At 51.1% G+C, this 17869-nt stretch carries 20 protein-coding genes and 1 tRNA gene; 6 read left to right on the plus strand and 15 right to left on the minus strand.

The features are described from left to right. Positions 1–22: 22 nt before the first annotated feature. Positions 23–105 (plus strand) — tRNA-Leu (locus ACO1NT_RS05710). A gap of 74 nt (positions 106–179) precedes the next feature. Next, on the plus strand, positions 180–476 hold the full coding sequence (locus ACO1NT_RS05715) for a hypothetical protein (protein ID WP_449047460.1): 297 nt from the start codon (positions 180–182) through the stop codon (positions 474–476). A 72-nt stretch (positions 477–548) separates the two neighbouring features. Here the strand turns inward: ACO1NT_RS05715 and ACO1NT_RS05720 are convergent, their stop codons facing one another. Next, positions 549–1073 carry a DinB family protein gene (locus ACO1NT_RS05720; RefSeq protein ID WP_449047461.1) on the minus strand — a complete coding sequence of 175 codons (525 nt, stop codon included), beginning with the start codon at positions 1071–1073 and terminating at the stop codon, positions 549–551. Positions 1074–1348: 275 nt separating this feature from the next. On the opposite strand from ACO1NT_RS05720, the gene ACO1NT_RS05725 reads away from it, so the two are divergent. Next, complete coding sequence (locus tag ACO1NT_RS05725) at positions 1349–1693, plus strand: TfoX/Sxy family protein (RefSeq protein WP_449047463.1); 345 nt, start codon at positions 1349–1351, stop codon at positions 1691–1693. Positions 1694–1701: 8 nt separating this feature from the next. Here ACO1NT_RS05725 and ACO1NT_RS05730 read toward each other — a convergent pair whose 3' ends face one another. The 3 genes from ACO1NT_RS05730 to ACO1NT_RS05740 all read right to left on the minus strand — a co-directional run bounded on the left by ACO1NT_RS05730 (position 1702) and on the right by ACO1NT_RS05740 (position 3761). Further along, entirely contained in the window at positions 1702–2139 is a 438-nt protein-coding gene (locus ACO1NT_RS05730; protein WP_449047464.1) for a hypothetical protein, read from the minus strand. Continuing rightward, positions 2136–2969 carry a DUF6929 family protein gene (locus ACO1NT_RS05735; RefSeq protein ID WP_449047465.1) on the minus strand — a complete coding sequence of 278 codons (834 nt, stop codon included), beginning with the start codon at positions 2967–2969 and terminating at the stop codon, positions 2136–2138. The genes ACO1NT_RS05730 and ACO1NT_RS05735 overlap by 4 nt, the downstream gene beginning before the upstream one ends. Before the next feature lie 168 nt (positions 2970–3137). Then, positions 3138–3761, minus strand: coding sequence for an outer membrane beta-barrel protein (locus ACO1NT_RS05740; RefSeq protein ID WP_449047466.1), 624 nt, complete (start codon positions 3759–3761; stop codon positions 3138–3140). 123 nt (positions 3762–3884) lie between these two features. On the opposite strand from ACO1NT_RS05740, the gene ACO1NT_RS05745 reads away from it, so the two are divergent. Next, the gene (locus ACO1NT_RS05745) at positions 3885–4100 is read left to right on the plus strand and encodes a dodecin family protein (protein ID WP_449047467.1); all 216 of its coding nucleotides are present in this window, start codon (positions 3885–3887) and stop codon (positions 4098–4100) included. Positions 4101–4108: 8 nt separating this feature from the next. On the opposite strand, the gene ACO1NT_RS05750 is transcribed toward ACO1NT_RS05745, so the two are convergent. Genes ACO1NT_RS05750 through ACO1NT_RS05760 form a run of 3 tightly spaced genes read right to left on the minus strand, consistent with a single transcriptional unit; the run spans position 4109 to position 7245 of the window. After that, positions 4109–4885, minus strand: a complete 777-nt coding sequence (locus ACO1NT_RS05750) for a hypothetical protein (RefSeq protein WP_449047468.1) — start codon at positions 4883–4885, stop codon at positions 4109–4111. Positions 4886–4909: 24 nt separating this feature from the next. Continuing rightward, positions 4910–6877, minus strand: coding sequence for a M1 family metallopeptidase (locus ACO1NT_RS05755; protein WP_449047469.1), 1968 nt, complete (start codon positions 6875–6877; stop codon positions 4910–4912). A 23-nt stretch (positions 6878–6900) separates the two neighbouring features. After that, positions 6901–7245, minus strand: a complete 345-nt coding sequence (locus ACO1NT_RS05760; RefSeq protein ID WP_449047470.1) for an ArsC family reductase — start codon at positions 7243–7245, stop codon at positions 6901–6903. A 214-nt stretch (positions 7246–7459) separates the two neighbouring features. On the opposite strand from ACO1NT_RS05760, the gene ACO1NT_RS05765 reads away from it, so the two are divergent. Both ACO1NT_RS05765 and ACO1NT_RS05770 read left to right on the plus strand, forming a co-directional pair. Further along, positions 7460–7915, plus strand: a complete 456-nt coding sequence (locus ACO1NT_RS05765) for a hypothetical protein (RefSeq protein WP_449047471.1) — start codon at positions 7460–7462, stop codon at positions 7913–7915. Positions 7916–8068: 153 nt separating this feature from the next. Further along, a complete protein-coding gene (locus ACO1NT_RS05770) occupies positions 8069–9910 on the plus strand; it encodes a DNA polymerase III subunit gamma/tau (RefSeq protein WP_449047472.1) in 1842 nt (613 codons plus the stop codon). Between the two features lie 17 nt (positions 9911–9927). On the opposite strand, the gene ACO1NT_RS05775 is transcribed toward ACO1NT_RS05770, so the two are convergent. The 8 genes from ACO1NT_RS05775 to ACO1NT_RS05810 form a co-directional block, all read right to left on the minus strand. Beyond that, on the minus strand, positions 9928–11670 hold the full coding sequence (locus ACO1NT_RS05775) for an ABC transporter ATP-binding protein (protein WP_449047473.1): 1743 nt from the start codon (positions 11668–11670) through the stop codon (positions 9928–9930). Continuing rightward, positions 11667–12410, minus strand: a complete 744-nt coding sequence (locus tag ACO1NT_RS05780) for an LOG family protein (RefSeq protein ID WP_449047474.1) — start codon at positions 12408–12410, stop codon at positions 11667–11669. The genes ACO1NT_RS05775 and ACO1NT_RS05780 overlap by 4 nt, the downstream gene beginning before the upstream one ends. 8 nt (positions 12411–12418) lie before the next feature. Then, complete coding sequence (locus tag ACO1NT_RS05785; protein ID WP_449047475.1) at positions 12419–13252, minus strand: restriction endonuclease; 834 nt, start codon at positions 13250–13252, stop codon at positions 12419–12421. Between the two features lie 46 nt (positions 13253–13298). Beyond that, positions 13299–14030: an HAD family hydrolase gene (locus tag ACO1NT_RS05790; RefSeq protein ID WP_449047476.1), complete on the minus strand. Its 732-nt coding sequence runs from the start codon at positions 14028–14030 to the stop codon at positions 13299–13301. A gap of 260 nt (positions 14031–14290) precedes the next feature. Then, entirely contained in the window at positions 14291–15409 is a 1119-nt protein-coding gene (locus ACO1NT_RS05795; protein ID WP_449047477.1) for an ABC transporter permease, read from the minus strand. Then, positions 15406–16512: an ABC transporter permease gene (locus tag ACO1NT_RS05800; RefSeq protein ID WP_449047478.1), complete on the minus strand. Its 1107-nt coding sequence runs from the start codon at positions 16510–16512 to the stop codon at positions 15406–15408. The genes ACO1NT_RS05795 and ACO1NT_RS05800 overlap by 4 nt, the downstream gene beginning before the upstream one ends. Before the next feature lie 4 nt (positions 16513–16516). After that, positions 16517–17263 (minus strand): ABC transporter ATP-binding protein, encoded by a 747-nt coding sequence (locus tag ACO1NT_RS05805; protein WP_449047479.1) that lies wholly within the window; start codon positions 17261–17263, stop codon positions 16517–16519. Then, positions 17260–17869: ATP-binding cassette domain-containing protein (locus ACO1NT_RS05810; RefSeq protein WP_449047480.1), on the minus strand; the 610-nt coding region annotated here is incomplete at its 5' end. The genes ACO1NT_RS05810 and ACO1NT_RS05805, both read right to left, overlap by 4 nt.

The raw sequence follows: 17869 nt of genomic DNA on the forward strand, positions 1-17869 counted from the left end.
CTTTTGCGCCAGTAAATCCTCTGCGGAAGTGGCGAAATTGGTAGACGCACCATCTTGAGGGGGTGGCGCCCTACGGGCGTGGCAGTTCGAATCTGCTCTTCCGCACTACGAAAGTGGGAGCCTTTGCGAAAGCAAAGGCTTTTGTTGTTTTACGGCGAGCCAATTTAGTTTAATAAATTATGATCATCCAACAGGTTTTTCAGGACAAATCATTGAAAGCAAAAGCACGGGTTTCCGCGATCGCCCCGCTATTTCCCAATGAACTCGACCGGTCGATAGCCAACCTGCTTCCGAACACCGAAAACCCCGGAACAGTGGTCCGCTGGGCAACGGCATATGCACTGGGCGAAATATTAAAACTAAAGACCGACGCCAACAACGGACTTTTGCCGGTATTGGAAATACTCAGTGCCAAGGAAGAGGATAACGGTGTAAAGAAGAAATACCTCGACGCGCTGAAAAAGGCAAAGAGGTAAAGGATTGCATGCTATGGCGGCTTGTCAAATGAACCTTCAGGGATTTGCGGTTATCCCGGCGGAAAGTATGCGTTAATAGGCCAACTGGTCATCTAGATCATACCGGACCCCTCCATACCCCAGCACCTTGCGCATCAGGCCCAATTGCCCGAAGAGGTAACTTTCACGGTCTAGGAACATACCCACCATGTTGCGTTTGTTTTCTTCCACGTAAGGGGCGCCCATACCGAATGCATAGGCTTGGTTGAGCTCGGGTTCATCAACCGTTATCAGCTTCTGGTACAGTGGTGGCGAGATTTGATGCCATTGTTCTTTCAGTGCAGCCAGCGAAGGATAGTTCAATGTCGTATCCAGGGCTTTCGCGTCCTTGAATAGGTGTTCGTTGGGGTCCTTTTCGGATAGACCGAAGACCTCGGCTAGCCAGTACCGGCAATTGACCAGATTGCCTACCATCCAAGTGAAATGGTTGGTCCTGTCTTCGATTCGCTTTTGGGCATCCTCCTCCCGGATATCCGCGAGCATGTTGTTGAAGAGCTGGCTGTGCATCCGGTATGCAGGGATAACGATTGCCATCGATTGTGCTATGGGCTTGTCCATGTCATTTTTTATTTAATCCTCGACTTCTTTTTCGTAGATAAAATTAGGTGAATTTACACACGCATGAGGGGGGGATAAAAGACAAACTATGGGGCTGGTTGCGACTTTGTACCCAAAGCCGATGCCGATATCGAAGAATACTATAACCCAATCTTGAAGGTGCCTTTAACGAAAATTCTAAGGTTAATGGATGAGTGGGGCGAAGTCAATCTACCGTTAGTAGAAGGTTATGGCTAATGTGTGCGGAATCCGTATCTTGCCCTAAAATTCGTGGTATGGCATACGATATCGAATTGGCCCATCGAGTAAGGGACTACCTCCAGCGCGTCTCCGGCGTCACCATCGAGGAGAAGAAAATGTTCGGGGGGCTTGCCTTTTTGGTGAACGCAAAGATGTGTATCAATGTAACGGCTGCCGGCCTGATGTGCCGGTTCGATCCGAGTAGCCTGCCACAAATTTCAAAGCGCCCGGGCTATCAGCCCATGGTGATGAGGGGCAAGCGTCTACCCGGGTATTGCTATGTCGGCCCCGAGGGGTACAATGATCCGGATGATTTTACCTACTGGGTGGAACTCTGCTTGGCGTTCAATGAACAAGTGGGACCGTCAAAAACGAGATAGGCCGAAATTCATTCCATCGGCATAAACAGGAAGGTAACCGCATTGCCCCCACCGGAAATATCGGCATGGAGATCAGTGCCTGCCCTCCGGTAGCTAATGGTCTTAGGGAATTCATTGTGTGGATTTTTGCAAGTGAAAGACCGTGCGTCTGATTCGGATACCCTGAAGTCGGTCGACGCGGTGTCTCCCGGCATCGATACCTGATAGTGCCATACCCCTGCAATCGGAGAAAGGATGATGTTTTCCTGCCATACCGTATCCGTGCCACTGAGGGTATAGCCATGTCCAATATATGTGGAGTCGTTTCGTTTCTCCCACGTCTCGAACGTTTGTCTGCCGGCTTCGTCGTTGCTGCGTTTCCATTCGCCAACCATGAAGTCAAAATTATCGGCCTGCCCACCACAGGACACCAGTAGGAAGATGGAAAGTAAACCTATTGTTTTCATAATTCCACATCAAGCCTGTAAACCGTTGCCGTATCGGTGGCATCGTCATTATCTTCGCACAATAAAAACGAAGCCATGCCCGATGCCGTGGTATAAGAAGCAATCCCCTCGAATTTCTGTGATCGGGAAATAACCCGGGTAAAGGCGGTTGTCCGACCCAACAGATCAATGGCGCCGAATAAGGTTCCGCCGACTTCACCATCATGGTAGGTGGAGTTGCCCGCTTCCGCCGTGGCAATGAAATAAAGGGTGTCTCCGGCAACGGTCGCATCCGAAAATCCATAAGACAAACCGTCTATCACAGGCAGGTCGATTTCATCGTAGGAGAGCTGGAAATTTTCGGTCAGATTTATTCCATGTACCGTAAATAGGACGTTCCTGCCACCGGGTCCATTTCCCCGGTTTAAGAATAGCCAATCCGCTCCGTGCGCCGCAGTCCCTTCGATATTGAAGTCGTCCGGCCCGATTCCAGCAACTGAACGCATGGCTTCGTATAAATCATGTAGCGGCAGGGTGTCGATCCGCTTATCGGCCTTAGAGATAGCAAATCCGAGCTCTCGGGCAGGGGTAGAGCCCGATCCGAAGACATAAATCGCATCGTCCCTCTCCAAGATGGCTTCAAGGTCCATTTTCTGTGCCTTGGCGACTTGTTCTGTCGGTATCCCATCTCGGAGCAAGTGCCGGCTTAGGAGGCCTGTAGCCAGGGGATATTCGTAAAGATAGTTTCCATTGTCCGACACCAGGTGAATAAGCCCGTCGGAATAGCTGATCCCCGAGGCCGCACTGATGCCGATGATCTTCAAAAGTGCCTGTAAGTAAAATCCGCTCATTGTTCGTCGTACCGACCTGTTCGCAATACGCAAGTATACACAAATTCCTGAAATGGACGTCTTGGGTATTTTCTTACGCGACGCCATAAAATGAAGCACGGACATCACGTTCCCTGCACCTGCATCGTGACGACAAGCCCGCCAAGGTGTAAGTTAGCGGACTGCCGGTTATAGAAGCGATACGCCGATGCCCAGCGAGAAAACCCGGTTTTTGACATCGTCAGACCATTTATAGGAGCTGTTGGTGATATTGGCGAGGCCCAACCGATAATTTGCGTTTAGCGAAAACCTGCTCCACTTAAAGCCCGCCAGAAAATTGACCCCGTAATCGACACTTTTCAGGGCATTATCTTTATAAATGATCATGGCAGATGTGGAGCCATTCGCATACGTGTTTTCCCCATTCATGGAGAACCCTACATACGGCCCGGTACCGGCAAAAAAACTGCCCACATCGCCTATGGGCAGTTTACCCAGAAAATTGAAAGGGAAATCGAGCCACATGGTGCGCTGTATAACTTCGGCACCACCCAATAGTTTCGATTCAATCACTTTGGCCCCCTTCCCTTGCAGCGAAACCTCTGGATGGAGATAAAGCCAGGAGGCAATCCGAGCGTCCAGGTACCCCGTTAGGTGGAAACTCGTCCGTGGTTCCGCATCGGAAATATTCTCCGAATCGGCAAAGCTGTACGAAGAAAAATTAACGCCTGCTTTTAGGCCGAAATCCGTTTGTGCCTGAATAGCCGTGGCCAGTAATGTGGTAAAGCCTAATGATAGGATAAGTCTTTTCATGATTAGTATTCGTGTCAGTTAAGTGGAGGGACAATATACCAAACGAAACTTAATATTTGGGCATGCCACAAACAAATTGCTTTCGGGCGTGTTTACTTGGCATAAACATAAAATAACTCCATTATGGCTATTGTAAAAGTAATCGAGGTCATTGCTTCATCCACCACCAGTTTTGATGACGCCATCCGCAATGCGGTGAAAGAAGTATCTGCTACCGTTTCCAATATCGATTCGGTCTATGTGAAAGACTTTAAAGTGCACGTTAAAGACGGGGAAATTTCGTCTTATGGGGCAATCTGCAAGGTCGCCTTCCGTGTAGAGCGGGGTGGCAATATATAACCCATCAATTAATCACGGCTACCCTTTGGGTTGGGGGCTTTGATGGCTGCCCGCTGTTCGGGGGTCAATGCTTTAAATGCGGCATACGTATCCATGATATAGAGCCGGAGGTCGGATTCGTCGGCAGTCGATAGGAATTCGGCTGTCGGGCGGTACTTGGTCATGTATAGCTCGAGATCTTCCCCCTTCAGGGGAGTGACGGCGATGATGGCCTCGCGGGTGAAACGGGCATCGATTTTCCTGCGTTCCTTTTCGGCGAGCAGCAATTCGTAACGTTGCCGGGCTTGGCGCCCTGCCTTCCCAAACCAGCGTGAGGGTGAGATACGGATGCCGCCGCGCCGTTGCGACACTTCGGTAAAGGACCCTTCCGCTTGGGCCCGTTTGATTTCCGTTTCCAATCGGCTGTCGGTCATGGCCTGTATCTGTACCTCGTCGAGCTGTACCGTACTACCATCGGGCGTAAGGTATACCCGTTTGATGCCGAATTCGATAACAACTAAAGTGTCGGTACGGTAACCCGGATATTCAAATTGGAGGCGTTGGTTTTTTTCTACTGCAATGCGGAAGGAGCCATCATCGAGGCTTTCAGCCAGCGTACCCGTATTCAAGTTTTTTATTTCTACATGGGGTAGGGGTTCACCGCTATCCAATTCGAGTACATATCCGTTTAAGACCGTGTCTTGTGCGACAGCAGGTGCGGAAAATACACAGATGAAAAAAATAGCATGCAGCGCCTGCATGATGAGTTTTCTTTCGGATACCGATGTCAATCTAGGGCACTGCATATTATCATTAACGTATATCCCGTGTTATTGTTCGGTCATATCCCAACGGTTATTATCCGGATTATGGTCGGGATAGACTTTGTCGGGATCGAGCTGCACCGTTACGATTTTTTCGTCGGTCGGTGCTTTGAATGTCCATTTCGTATTACGTTCCCATATTTCTACGGGTAATTTCATCCGGTGGACTTTGCCACTTTCCGTTGTGATATCGACGACCACCGGCATGGGCATTTTTTCAAAGTTTTCTACCGTGATCAGCCCATTGCCTTCCGGGTCGCTGGCATCAGTAGTGACCTTCACGATCCCTTGGTCGAACCGCCAATTGTATTTGAACCAACCACGCCAGAACCAATTGAGATTCTCGCCGGCTACATTCTCCATCGTGCGGAAGAAGTCATCCGGCGTAGGGTGTTTGTACGCCCAGCGATGCAAGTATGTTTTGAAAGCACGATCGAAGCGTTCGGGCCCGAGTATCTCATTGCGTAGGAGGGTAAGGCCGAATCCCGGCTTAAAGTAAGCCAATATCCCGATGTTGCGCTCCTGCATATTCTGCGGCGTGCTCATTACAGGTTCCAAATCGGGCCGCGTCAACGCCTGTGCCATTCGATTGGCATCGCCTGCAGCGCGATAATATTCCCCGTCGTTGAAGGCCTCTGTAGACAGATCGTTTATAAAGGTATTGAATCCTTCGTCCATCCATGCATGGAGCCGTTCGTTGCTGCCCACGATCATCGGAAACCAGATGTGGCCAAACTCGTGGTCGGTGACGCCCCACAGCCCGCGGCCCTTCGATTTATAACTGCAGAAAACAATGGCTGGGTATTCCATACCACCGATTTCCGCCGCTACGTTGACGGCCACCGGGTAGGGGTACCCCATCAATAAATCGGAATAGAATTCGATGGAAGCTTTGGTGTATTCCGTAGCGCGCTCCCAAGCATTTCCGCCGTTGCTTTCTACCGGATAAGCAGATAGGGCTAAGGCGGAGTTACCGCTGGGCAGGTTTATTTTCGCGCCATCCACGATAAAAGCGGGCGACGAAGCCCAGGCCACGTCGTGGGCGTTCTGTAGCTTGAACTTCCAAGTAAGTTCTTTTTTGCCTTGTGGTCGCGAGTCAGGCAGGGTCACCTCTTCGGCCGACCGGATCACCACTGTTTCGTCACTTTTCTTGGCCTGCTCCAACCGTTTCACCTGTTCGGCCGTATATACGTCGTTGGGGTTGAGTAGCTCGCCGCCCATCACCACGATGTGATTGGCCGGTGCGGTGATTTCCACTTCGTAGTTGCCGAATTCCAGGTAAAACTCGCCCGGTCCGGTGTAGGGCTGCACGTTCCAGCCCAAAACATCGTCATATACGGCTACACGTGGAAACCATTGTGCAACCGCGAAAATCTTTCCATTTTGGGTTTCCAACACGCTGGTGCGGTCCGCCCCATGGGTAGGCACGATGTAGGAATAATCGATGGTTATCGTGGCATGTCCACCATTGGGTTGCAAGGGGTCGGGTAAAAAAACCTGCATGCGGGTGTCGGTAATCAGATGCTCGGCGGCTTTGCCATTTCCCAGTTTTACAGCTTGGATGTCGTATCCGCCGTCGAAATCCGAACGTGCATCGCCGTACCGGCTTTTGGTAAGTGGCACGATGAGGTGGCCCCGGCCTTCTTGTGAGAACATGTTTTGGTCCAATTGCAACCAGATGAAATCCATTTCATCCGGGCTGTTATTGGTGTATTCGAGGGTTACGCTTGCCGTAATCTCGTTGGTTTGGTCATTCAATCGGGCGCTGATTTTATAATCGACCGCATTCTGCCAGTATTTGGGCCCCGGCATTCCGCTCGCCGAACGATATTCCGTGCCGTTGTTGGTGTAAAAAAACGGATTGAATGCTTCGGTATAATCGTAATGGTTGGTGACCGTTTGGGCCTGGCCTGTCACGGGCAAAAAGCCAGCAATCATCATGGCGGCCAGAGCCGCTATTCTCAATTTATTCATGTCGTACGATGTTGGTCTGTTCGTTATTTCAATTTAGCTTCATATTCAGCGGCATCGAACCCTAAGATGACTCCCGCCGGGCTTTCGATGACAGGTCGCTTGATGACACTGGTCTTTTCCTGCATCAACGCATTTGCCGATACGGCATCCACAACGGCGCTTTGCGCTTCTGCCGGAAGCTGTCGCCACGTGGTGCCCCGTTTATTGACCAACGGTTCCCATCCGATTTGCTGTTCCCATGCCTTAAGTTTGTCTAACGAAACACCCTCTTTCTTGAAATCATGGAAGGTATAAGGAATGCCGTTTTCATCCAGCCATGTAAGGGCCTTTTTTACCGTGTTACAATTTTTGATTCCGTAAATGTGCATAGTGTATTGTTTGCCACGAGCAAACATAGTGATTAATACGGTAGAACGGTAGTAACAGTCGTGTTAATTTCTGTTAATACCGCCGAATAGCTGCCGATCGCTTTGCAGGTGAATTAAGTAACTGCCATTGATTATGGAATACGAAGGTTTGTTTTAAGAACGACTCGCTGCGCGAGATGTTTTTTGCCTTTGCCCGCAAGGCTTTCCGGTCTCTATGCCGGCCGGGCATGTTACTTGGACGCACCCTAACCAAGGTGCTCCGGCTGTGCCGCAGTTGTCGTTCCGGCTGCGCGCCGGTGCAATGTCGCGAACCCTAGGCCCCCTGCGCTGTTGGCCGGCCCTAGGGCTGGGTCCCGCTTGTTTGTACTTACCCCCACGGCTGCACCGCCCCATCACGGCCCGCACATCCAACTGTGCCAAGGCCGGTCCTACCTCCGAACGGACGTTGCTATTTATAACCAACGGGACCATCACGGACGCCCATCGTCATTCCGCAACCGTAATACCCCATGGCGAAACCACGATAGGGCGCAGCCACCGCGGCGCATGCGGCAACGGGATGCAACGGAGCAGGCAGGCCTTGATTTATTCACCGCGCATGTTTGTTTCAGCGGTGTTCATGAGCTTCCTTCGGTCGGTTTTGGTTACTTTTTTATCAAGAAAAAGGTAACTCGCCCCGCGGCACGGAGCGGAAAGCAGATAGTCGCCCCCGCGATGGCTATTCGCATAGAAGTGCATCAACGAAACCTTCGTTTCTTAACGTAATTACCGGACGAAGAACTCCTGTCGCTAGTTTCAGTCAAAATTTCTATCTTCGTACCGGATGGATAATTTTATCGTTTCGGCCCGGAAGTACCGCCCTGCCACGTTTGATTCCGTGGTTGGCCAACAGCATATTACCGTTACCCTCAAAAATGCGATTAAAAACAAGCAGCTGGCACAAGCTTTCCTGTTTTGCGGTCCGCGTGGGGTGGGTAAGACGACCTGTGCCCGTATTTTGGCAAAAACCATCAACTGCGAGCATATTGGCGCCGACATGGAAGCCTGTGGGCAGTGCGATAACTGTAAATCCTTCCAGAACGGCAATTCGTTCAGTATCCATGAACTCGATGCGGCGTCGAACAATTCGGTGGACGATATCCGTAACCTGATCGACCAGGTACGCATCCCACCGCAGACGGGCCGGTATAAGATATACATCATCGATGAGGTGCACATGCTGTCGCAACAGGCATTCAATGCTTTCTTGAAAACCCTTGAGGAACCGCCTGCCTACGCGATATTCATCTTAGCCACCACCGAGAAACATAAGATCCTGCCCACGATCCTTTCGCGGTGCCAGATTTTTGATTTCAACCGGATCAAAGTAGCCGACATGACCGACCACCTGGCGTCGATAGCGGATAAGGAAGGCGTGTCATACGATCGGGATGGGTTGCACATCATCGCCCAGAAGGCGGACGGTGGATTACGCGATGCACTCTCCATGTTCGACCAGATTGTAAGCTTCTCCAACAAGGAAGTGACTTATCAAGCGGTCATCGACAACCTCAATATCCTCGATTACGAGTATTTCTTCCGGCTTACCGATGCCATTATCCAAGAGGAATCCGCCTCGGCGTTGCTTATTTTCGATGAGATATTGGCCCACGGCTTCGACGGTAGCCATTTTATTGGTGGTTTGGGTTCGCATTTCCGCGATTTGCTCGTAGCCAGGGAACCCGCTACGCTGAAGCTGCTGGATACCAGTGATACCATCCGCCAGCGTTACCTGCAACAGTCACAACAGGTATCGCCCGGCTTGCTGTTATCGGCGCTCAATATTGCCAACCATTGTGAGGTCAACTATCGCACGAGCAAAAACCAGCGTTTGCAGGTGGAACTGGCATTGCTGAAGATGTGCCACATTGCCGCGGCCATACAGCTGGCTAAAGACGGTGCCCCGCAGTCGCCCGCGGATGCCGCCGAAAAAAAAAAGTCTACGCTGACGCAGGCACCGGTTGATCATCGGCCGTCATCAGCTGATAGCGGGCAGCCGGAACACGAAATCCGAAAACCATCCCCCATCAATTACCGGTCATCCACCACAGGCAGCCCATCGCCGACCGTAGCCCATCGCCCCGTGGCTCCTGACCATCGACCGCCGAACGCAGATGCGCAGCCACCGGTCCCCAAAACCCGTTCGTGGGGGAACGTGAAACTCAGCAATGTTATCCCCGACCTCAATGATATTCTGGCCGACAAACAACCGGACGAAGAAACCGCGGATGAACCGGAATTGCTCAGTGGTGCAGAACGGCAAGCATTTGACCATGAAACGTTGCTCCAACATTGGCATGCGCTGGCCGATAAGCTGAAAGCGGAAAACAAAATCAATCTATTTACATTGATGACCGCCAACGCGCCCGAGCTCCAGCCAGACTTCAGGGTCGGGGTGGTGATTGAAAACCCCATTCAGCAGGACCTGTTAAGTACCTCGAAGATAGATATCCTCAATGAGTTGCGGACCAATCTGCGCAATTTCGCGATAGACCTTGTCCCGATAAAGATGAAAAAGGATGCCACCCGGAAACCTTATACCGCGCAAGAGAAATACCAAGCCATGGCAGCGAAAAACCCTACGCTCGATGTACTAAGGAAAACGTTTAACCTGGGTTTGGAATAAGGGCGCATGACGCCGCGCTACCGCCGCTCACCGATCTGCTGCCGCCACATGGCATAGTACAGCCCCCGCGCATCCACCAATTCATCATGGGTGCCGGTTTCGGCAATCTTCCCTTTCTCCAGTACGATAATCCGGTCGGCATCCATGATGGTAGACAATCGGTGCGCAATCAGTACGGTAATCTGTTCCCGTTCGTCAGATAACGCCCGTACCGTTTCGGTGATGGCCTCTTCCGTAAGGGAGTCGAGGGCGCTGGTCGCTTCGTCGAAAATGAGCAGCCGGGGGTTGCGTATCAATGCACGGGCAATGGAGATACGTTGTTTTTCGCCACCCGACAGCTTGAGCCCCCCTTCGCCCAATAGTGTGTGGATTCCTTTTTCGCTACGCATTAGCAGCGGTGTACAGCTGGCTTTATGCAAGGCGGCCAATACCTCCTCTTCGGTAGCATCGGGTTTTACGAAGAGCAGATTGTCTTTAATGGTGCCGGCAAAAAGCTGTGTGTCTTGCGTCACGAAGCCGATTTGCCGACGCATTTCGTTAAACCTTACCTCTTCCGCAGGGATGCCGTTAAATAGGATATGGCCCGATACGGGGCCGTAAAGCCCCACCAGTAATTTAACCAGTGTGGATTTGCCCGAACCCGAAGGCCCCACGAACGCAATGGTCTCGCCACTGTTGACCGAGAACGAAATATCGTCGATGGCATTTTGTGAAGCCGTCTTGTGCTGGAATATTACCTTGTCGAAAACCACTGTTTCCAATGGGCCGATCGGAATCGGATTTTCGGGTCGCCGCTCGATCGGTTTCTGCATCAAGCCGTCAAACAGCTGGATGGACGCTTCAGCTTCCCGATATTGCACGATGATGTTACCGATATCCTGTAGCGGCATGAAAATAGACGTGGAGATGAATTGCATGGTGATAAGCTCACCCGGGGTAAGGACCTCCCTGAAAATGAGCCAAAGAAGGGTGAACAATATCGATTGGCGGAGCAAGTTCAAGGTGGTGCCCTGTAAGAATGAAAGGAAACGGACCCGTCGTGTTTTGGCCATCTCGAGGTCGAAAATCGTTTGCGTATGGCCGCGCATCCGCCGCATCTCGGGAAATGTAAGGCCGAGGCTCTTGACGAGCTCGATGTTGCGGAGGGACTCGGTGATGATGCCCGACATGTGAGTCGTTTCGCGGTTGATACGCCGTTGCGTGGTTTTTATTTTGCGGCTTAGCAGGCTGGTAATGGAGCCGATGACCACAAAACCGATGAGGAAAATTGGTATCAGCGCCCAATGCTTGGTAATGGCGTACCAAATCAGGAAGCTGAAACCGACGAGCGACGAAAAGAGGATGTTGATGCTCGAATTAATGAACCGTTCCGTATCGGTACGCACCTTTTGCAATACTGCTAGTGTTTCGCCACTGCGCTGCTCTTCAAACTCTTGGAAAGATAGCCGTAAGGTTTGCCGTAGCCCATCGTTGAATATCTGCATGCCGAACCGCTGCACGGCAAGCCGCATCACATAATCTTGGAAAGAACGGGCCAATCGGGCCAGCAAGGCAATACCGATGGCAATGAACAGCCAGAAAAGCACCCCTTCAACCAGTTCTTCCTGGCTGCGACCCTGCCTGTTGTTGGCGTAATCGTCGATGATCTTACCGAAGATGATGGGGTCGATCATGGAGAGTAATTGCGCTACGGCTGCCAAAAGCAGGGCGAAGTAGATATACCGGCGCTGCGGTTTAAGGTACTTCCAAAGGATGTTCATGCGCGTTTAAGCTTCCGCTCACCGAGCACCCACGCGGCTTTCCGTGGCGGATTCAGCTTGATGCTGGGCGATCCCTGGGCATGCTTACGGATGTGTGAAACAACCTCTTCGGCCGAATCGGTGAAAAGTAGGAGATCCATGTCTTCGGGACTGATGGTTTTCTCATCCATCATACGTTGCACATGCGCAATGATTTCCTTGTGGAAGCCGACCCCCATCACCACAATGGGAAACCGCTTAATCTTTCCGGTTTGGATGAGGGTAAGCGTTTCGAAAAACTCATCCAACGTGCCGAAACCTCCCGGCAGCACGATGAATGCGAATGAGTACTTGCGCAGCAACTCCTTGCGGACGAAGAAATATTCCATTGTCACGAACCGGTCGAGGTAGGGGTTGTGTGCCTGTTCATGGGGCAGTTCGATATTGCAGCCTACCGAAAGTGCGCCACTTTCCTTTGCGCCCCGGTTGGCGGCCTCCATAATGCCGGGGCCGCCACCCGTCATGATAGCAAAGCCGAGCTGGCCGATTTCGGCCGATACGCGGCGGGCGAGTTCATAATAGGGGTGGTCTTCCTTAAATCGGGCCGAACCGAATACGGTAACGCACGGGCCGATAAAATGTAAGCCGCGGAAGCCTTTGAGGAATTGCATTACCACACCGCCAACGTATTTAAGCTCTTTCCAACGCGCACGTGCGCCTTCCATAAATTTGCGCTCTTCCTTTACAAAATCATTGCTCATCGCTTCCTTTATTTTTGATGGTTTACTAATTCGATGGCTTCCTGGATGACCCGTTTTTTCTTGCGGGGCGCGCAGTCCAAACTTTCCAGTTGGGACGGGTCGCTGACGATTTCTTTGACAAGGATACACCCTTGTTTCAGAAGAATGTCTTTTTCGGCTTTGTTGATGGTGGTGAGGCAAGTGATGGGGTAAAGCCCGGTATTGTCTACCCGGCGTTTGATGCTGCTTTCTTCAGGGTAATTCCAAGCGAGGAGATGGAGATTATAGTACGCGGCGAAGTCGACGGAGTCGGTTGTCATATACGCATTGGTCACCAGCCATCCGGCAGTAAATGGCATTTCCTTGCCGAAGAATGAAAAAGTACGCCCTTCGAAATCATTGACCCGCGATAGGAAATACATGGGAGTGGTCACGGTGATTTTGGCATCTTCTGTATTTCTGAACTTACATTCCACCAACAGCAATTCATCGCCCTTTTGTGCCACCACGTCCACCTCATGGGTTACCGAATTGCCAGCAAGATGCTGGCTGGTAAGTGTTTGGTACTCGGCATGGTTGAAAAGCCTGGCAACCCATTGTTCGAAATAATAACCGGCGGGCCCCAAATCTTTCAGTGCGCGTTTGAGGCTGTAACGGGCAGCGAAAGAATCTGCTTCCCTTTTCAATAGCCGAAAGGCCAGTTTGTAGAGGTCGCGCGTACTGATCCCATCATAGGTCATGGGTTTCATCTTTTCCCATACCTCATCAACCACGTCGGGTGTGGCCCCCGATTTAGAAAGAGAGCCTTTCAGGCGGCGCAAATCGAATTCAACGAGTTCGCCGGAATATTTCTTTACTTGCATTTAATTGACCTTTGGGCAACTAATATGCAAAATTTTTGGGAAAGCACTATCGGGTGGCCGGCAAAAACGCAGGATCCCATTTTTCGAGCAAGCGGGGCAATTGGTTGAAGTCGCCGATTTCCGCGTCGGTGATCCCCAACTCGTCGATTCCCCATTCTTCCCAGCTCTCCACATTAAGCCACACCGTTTGGCACCCGATTTCTTTGGAGGGTAGGATATCGCGGTTGTACGAGTCGCCCACGGCCACACATTCTTCGGCGGCATAACCCAGCCGTTGCACGCCAAGCTCGTAAATCGCCGTATCAGAAAGCGAGGTCTCGTAGGTCGGCTCGACGACGTCGGCAAAATAATTCCGGATACCGAACTCCGTCAGCATAGCATTGAGGTTGCTGTAGAAGTTTGATACGAGAACAATCGGGAAAGCATTGGAAAGGCTTTCCAAGATGGTTTTGGCCTTGCGTAGTGTGCGTTGGGCCAGTTGGTCACATTCTTCGGCAATCTTTCCAATCAGCGTATAGTCCAGTTGGTGGCCGGCCTTGGTCAGAAAATCGAACTGCTGCGTAATCTGATGGACCAGTACATCCAAAAAGGTATCATCCGAGCGGATGATGTTGCCCGTTGCTAGGGCCGCTTCGGCGTGAGCGTACGCTTTGTTGAATGCCGATTTATCCAGGGCAATATGATGTTTGCGGAATTTATGCCAGAGGATGGCCCCCCAATGCTGTCCGTTGGTGTCAATGGTTCCTTCGTAGTTTAATAAAATACCTCTTGCTTGCATAACGATCAACCTAAAAATCCTAAAATGGACGATTTGACTATTACATACGATTGGTCAAATGTATAATTTAATTTTGATGATTCACGCATCGTTGAATCTGTTTGTTTTTTAATTATCTTATTCGTCATCCGCTTCCAAGTTTCCAATAGTCGGCATGGGTCCCGTTTTAACAGGAGGCGTTTTTGACGGTTTATTATAGACGAGTATAACGACCCATAAATTACAATCGATGTGATATATATTTACAACATTACTGCATGTCAATCTGTTTTGCGGTAATTCCAAATCGCCCACGCGTTCAGCGCAACGGCGAAACCAAGTATCGCACCGAGGTGGGGGAGGATGGCGGCCCAACTGCTTCCTTTGAGTATAATCATCCGCATTACTTCCACAAGGTAGCTCACCGGGTTCAATGCAGCTATCACCTGTGCCCACCCCGGCATGCTATCTATCGAAGTGAACAGCCCGCCCATGAGGATGAACACCATCATGAAGAAGAACATGATAAACATAGCCTGCTGTTGGGTATCGGTATAGGTGGAAATCAAGAGCCCGAAACCCAGCACGGCCAATAGGTATGCCCAAACGAACCCGTACATGGCCAATATGTTGCCTTGCGGAAATATGCCATAGACGAACCATGAAACCAGCAGGCCGAGGGTGAAGACAACGTTGCCCAGTATCCAGAAAGGGATGAGTTTGCCGAGGATGAAGTGGTGTTTTTTGATCGGCGTGACGTTGATCTGCTCAATGGTGCCCACTTCTTTTTCCTTCACGATGTTCAACGCCGATAAAAAGCCCCCTACCATGGTTAATAGAATGGCTAGGATGCCGGGAACCATGAAGAACTGGTAGTTGAGCAGCGGGTTGAAGCGGTTGGTAGGTACCACTTCTATGGTGGGTGCACTGCCGAAGCGTGTGGGGTCGGCATGGGTTATCTGGATATTGTGGTTATAGTCGCTGATAATGCTGGCCAAGTAGGCCCCGCCCAGGCCGGCTTTGGTGCCGTTGATGGCGTTGATGGCAATGAACAGCGGCTGTTGGCCCTCACGGATCAGGTTGCGTTCGAATCCGTGCGGTATTTCCAGTACAAGGTCGGCACGGTCCTGCTCAATAAATTCGTAAGCCGCTTTGAGCGAAGGGTGGTATCCCTGCAGCTTAAAGTAGCCAGAGGCCGTGATTTTCGAGATCAATAGCCTCGAATAAGGCGAATGGTCGTGGTCGACCACGGAGAGGTTGATGTTTTTGATTTCATAGTCTGCCGCCAATGGCAGGATAATCAGCTGCATAACCGGCATCGCCAAAATAAGCATCAGGATAGCGCGGTTCCGGAAAATCTGCCGGAATTCTTTTTGCAACAGGAATCTGATCGTTCTCATTCCAACCGTATTTTAAAACTCTTTAAACTCACCACGAAAAGAAACGCGGTGATGCCGCACAGGATAAGTGTTTCCTTCCATACGCTTTCGAGGCCTACCCCTTTGATCATGATGGATTTGACGATACTGTAAAACCACTTGGCTGGTACAAGGTTTGATATCCACTGCAGGATGATGGGCATATTTTCGATGGGAAACATAAATCCGCTGAACATCACCGTGGGCAGTAGCATCCCCATCAGCGAAACCAACATAGCGACCTGCTGTGTATTCGTTTTGATGGAAATGAAGATCCCCAATGTGAGACAGGTAACGATGAAGAGGGCGCTTTCTGCAAATAACAAGAACCAACTGCCCTCCACGGGGATCTTTAGCACGAATACGCTCATCAGCACAATGGAAAGCACATTGATCAGTGAAAGAAGCAAATAGGGGACGGCTTTCGACAGGATAACCCATACCGGTTTGAATGGCGACACCAGCAGCACTTCCATGGTACCTGTTTCTTTTTCCCGAACAATGGATATCGCCGTCATCATCACCGATACCAACATCAGTACCAAGGCGATGACGCCCGGCACGAAGTTGGGCGCACCTTTGAGTTGGGGGTTATAAAGCATCCGGATCTGCGGGGTGATTTGGTAGGGTGGGGTTTGCTGTCCAACGAGCTCCATTTGGTAATCGCGGATAATGGAAGAAACATAGTTGGTGAGGGTGGTGGCGCTGTTCGGATCGGAAGCGTCGGCAATCACCTGTACCTGCGCGCGGTGCTGGTGGGCAAGGTCGCTCTCGAAGTTAGCCGGAAACACCAACCCCAGTTTGATGTCGCCCGCACGGAATGCCGTTTCCATCCGATCCATGTCCATTGCGTCTTCCCGGACGTCGAAGTAGCTGCTTGCCGCTATCCGGCTGATGATGTGCCTGGAAGCGTTATCTTTCGCATGGTCTACAACGATGATGCTGGCGTTTTTCACTTCGTTGGTCAGCGCAAACCCGAAAATGAGGATCTGGGCAATCGGCATACCGATCAGGATGAGCAACGTGCGGCGATCACGCAGTACGTGGAAGAACTCTTTTTTTACAAATGTCGCGAACTGTTTCACTTTTTTAATCTCCTCTCTTGGCTCCCCGTGCCAGTTGGTAGAACACCCCGTCCATAGACGGTTCCTTTAATTTCGTTTTCAGCTCCTTGGGTGTGCCGAGCGCCTCAATCCGGCCATCCACCATGATGGAAATACGGTTGCAGTATTCGGCTTCGTCCATGTAGTGGGTCGTAACGAAAACGGTGATGCCGCGGCTTGCGGCCTCATAGATCAAGGCCCAGAATTGCCGGCGGGTCACCGGGTCTACGCCACCGGTGGGTTCATCGAGGAACACGATATCCGGCTCATGCAAGATGGAGACCGAAAACGCAAGTTTCTGCTTCCACCCCAACGGCAGCTGGCCCACCAGCTTTTTGGCTTCCGATTGCAATCCCAGCCGGTCAACAAGCGCCTCACTTTTGGCGCGAAGCTGTTGGTTGTCCAGACCGTATATCCCGCCGAAAAAACGGATGTTTTCCAGTACGGTAAGGTCTTCATACAACGAGAATTTCTGGCTCATATAGCCAATGTGCCGTTTAATTTGCTCCGTTTGGCTGTATACATCGAATCCGGCGACCGTGGCTTTGCCCGATGACGGCCTGGACAAGCCGCACAGCATCCGTATGGCCGTGGTTTTGCCGGCGCCATTGGCACCCAGGAAGCCGAATATCTCTCCTTTTTCGACCTCAAACGTGATTTCGTTGGCAGCGATGAAATCGCCGAACCGTTTGGTAAGTTTATCGGTTTTGATGACCGGGGCCGTGCTTGTCATGTCGTCAGCATTTTAATGAAACAATCTTCGATCGTGGGCGTAATCGGGTTCACTTCAATGCCATGCAAGCCGGCCTTTTTCAGAAGGTCCGTTAACTCTTCCGCCAGGTCGCGGTCATCGGTGCCTTCCGTATCGACATGGATATACTCGCCGAATATATAGCCGGTAAAAGGCGGCTCGTGGGTGGCTAACACCTGGATAATACGCGGCAGATCCGCACCTTTGACCGCATACAAGGGGGTTGGGTAGGCATCTATGATTCCTTGCGGCGAATCAATCGCTAGGATTTTTCCGTGCTCGATAAGCGCAATGCGGTCACATAATGCCGCCTCGTCCATATACGGTGTGGATACCACCACGGTGATGCCCTGCTTTTTCAACCGTCCGAGCATCTCCCAGAATTCCCTGCGCGAGACCGGATCCACGCCCGTCGTCGGTTCGTCGAGAAAAAGCACGGTAGGCTTATGGATGAGCGCACAACACAGCGCGAGTTTCTGTTTCATCCCGCCCGATAGCTTGCCCGCCCTACGCTTTTTGAAAGGTTCGAGTTGTACATAGATATCTTTGATGAGGTGGTAATTCTCGCCGACCGACGTATGGAATACC

This window comes from Parapedobacter sp., from assembly GCF_053550995.1.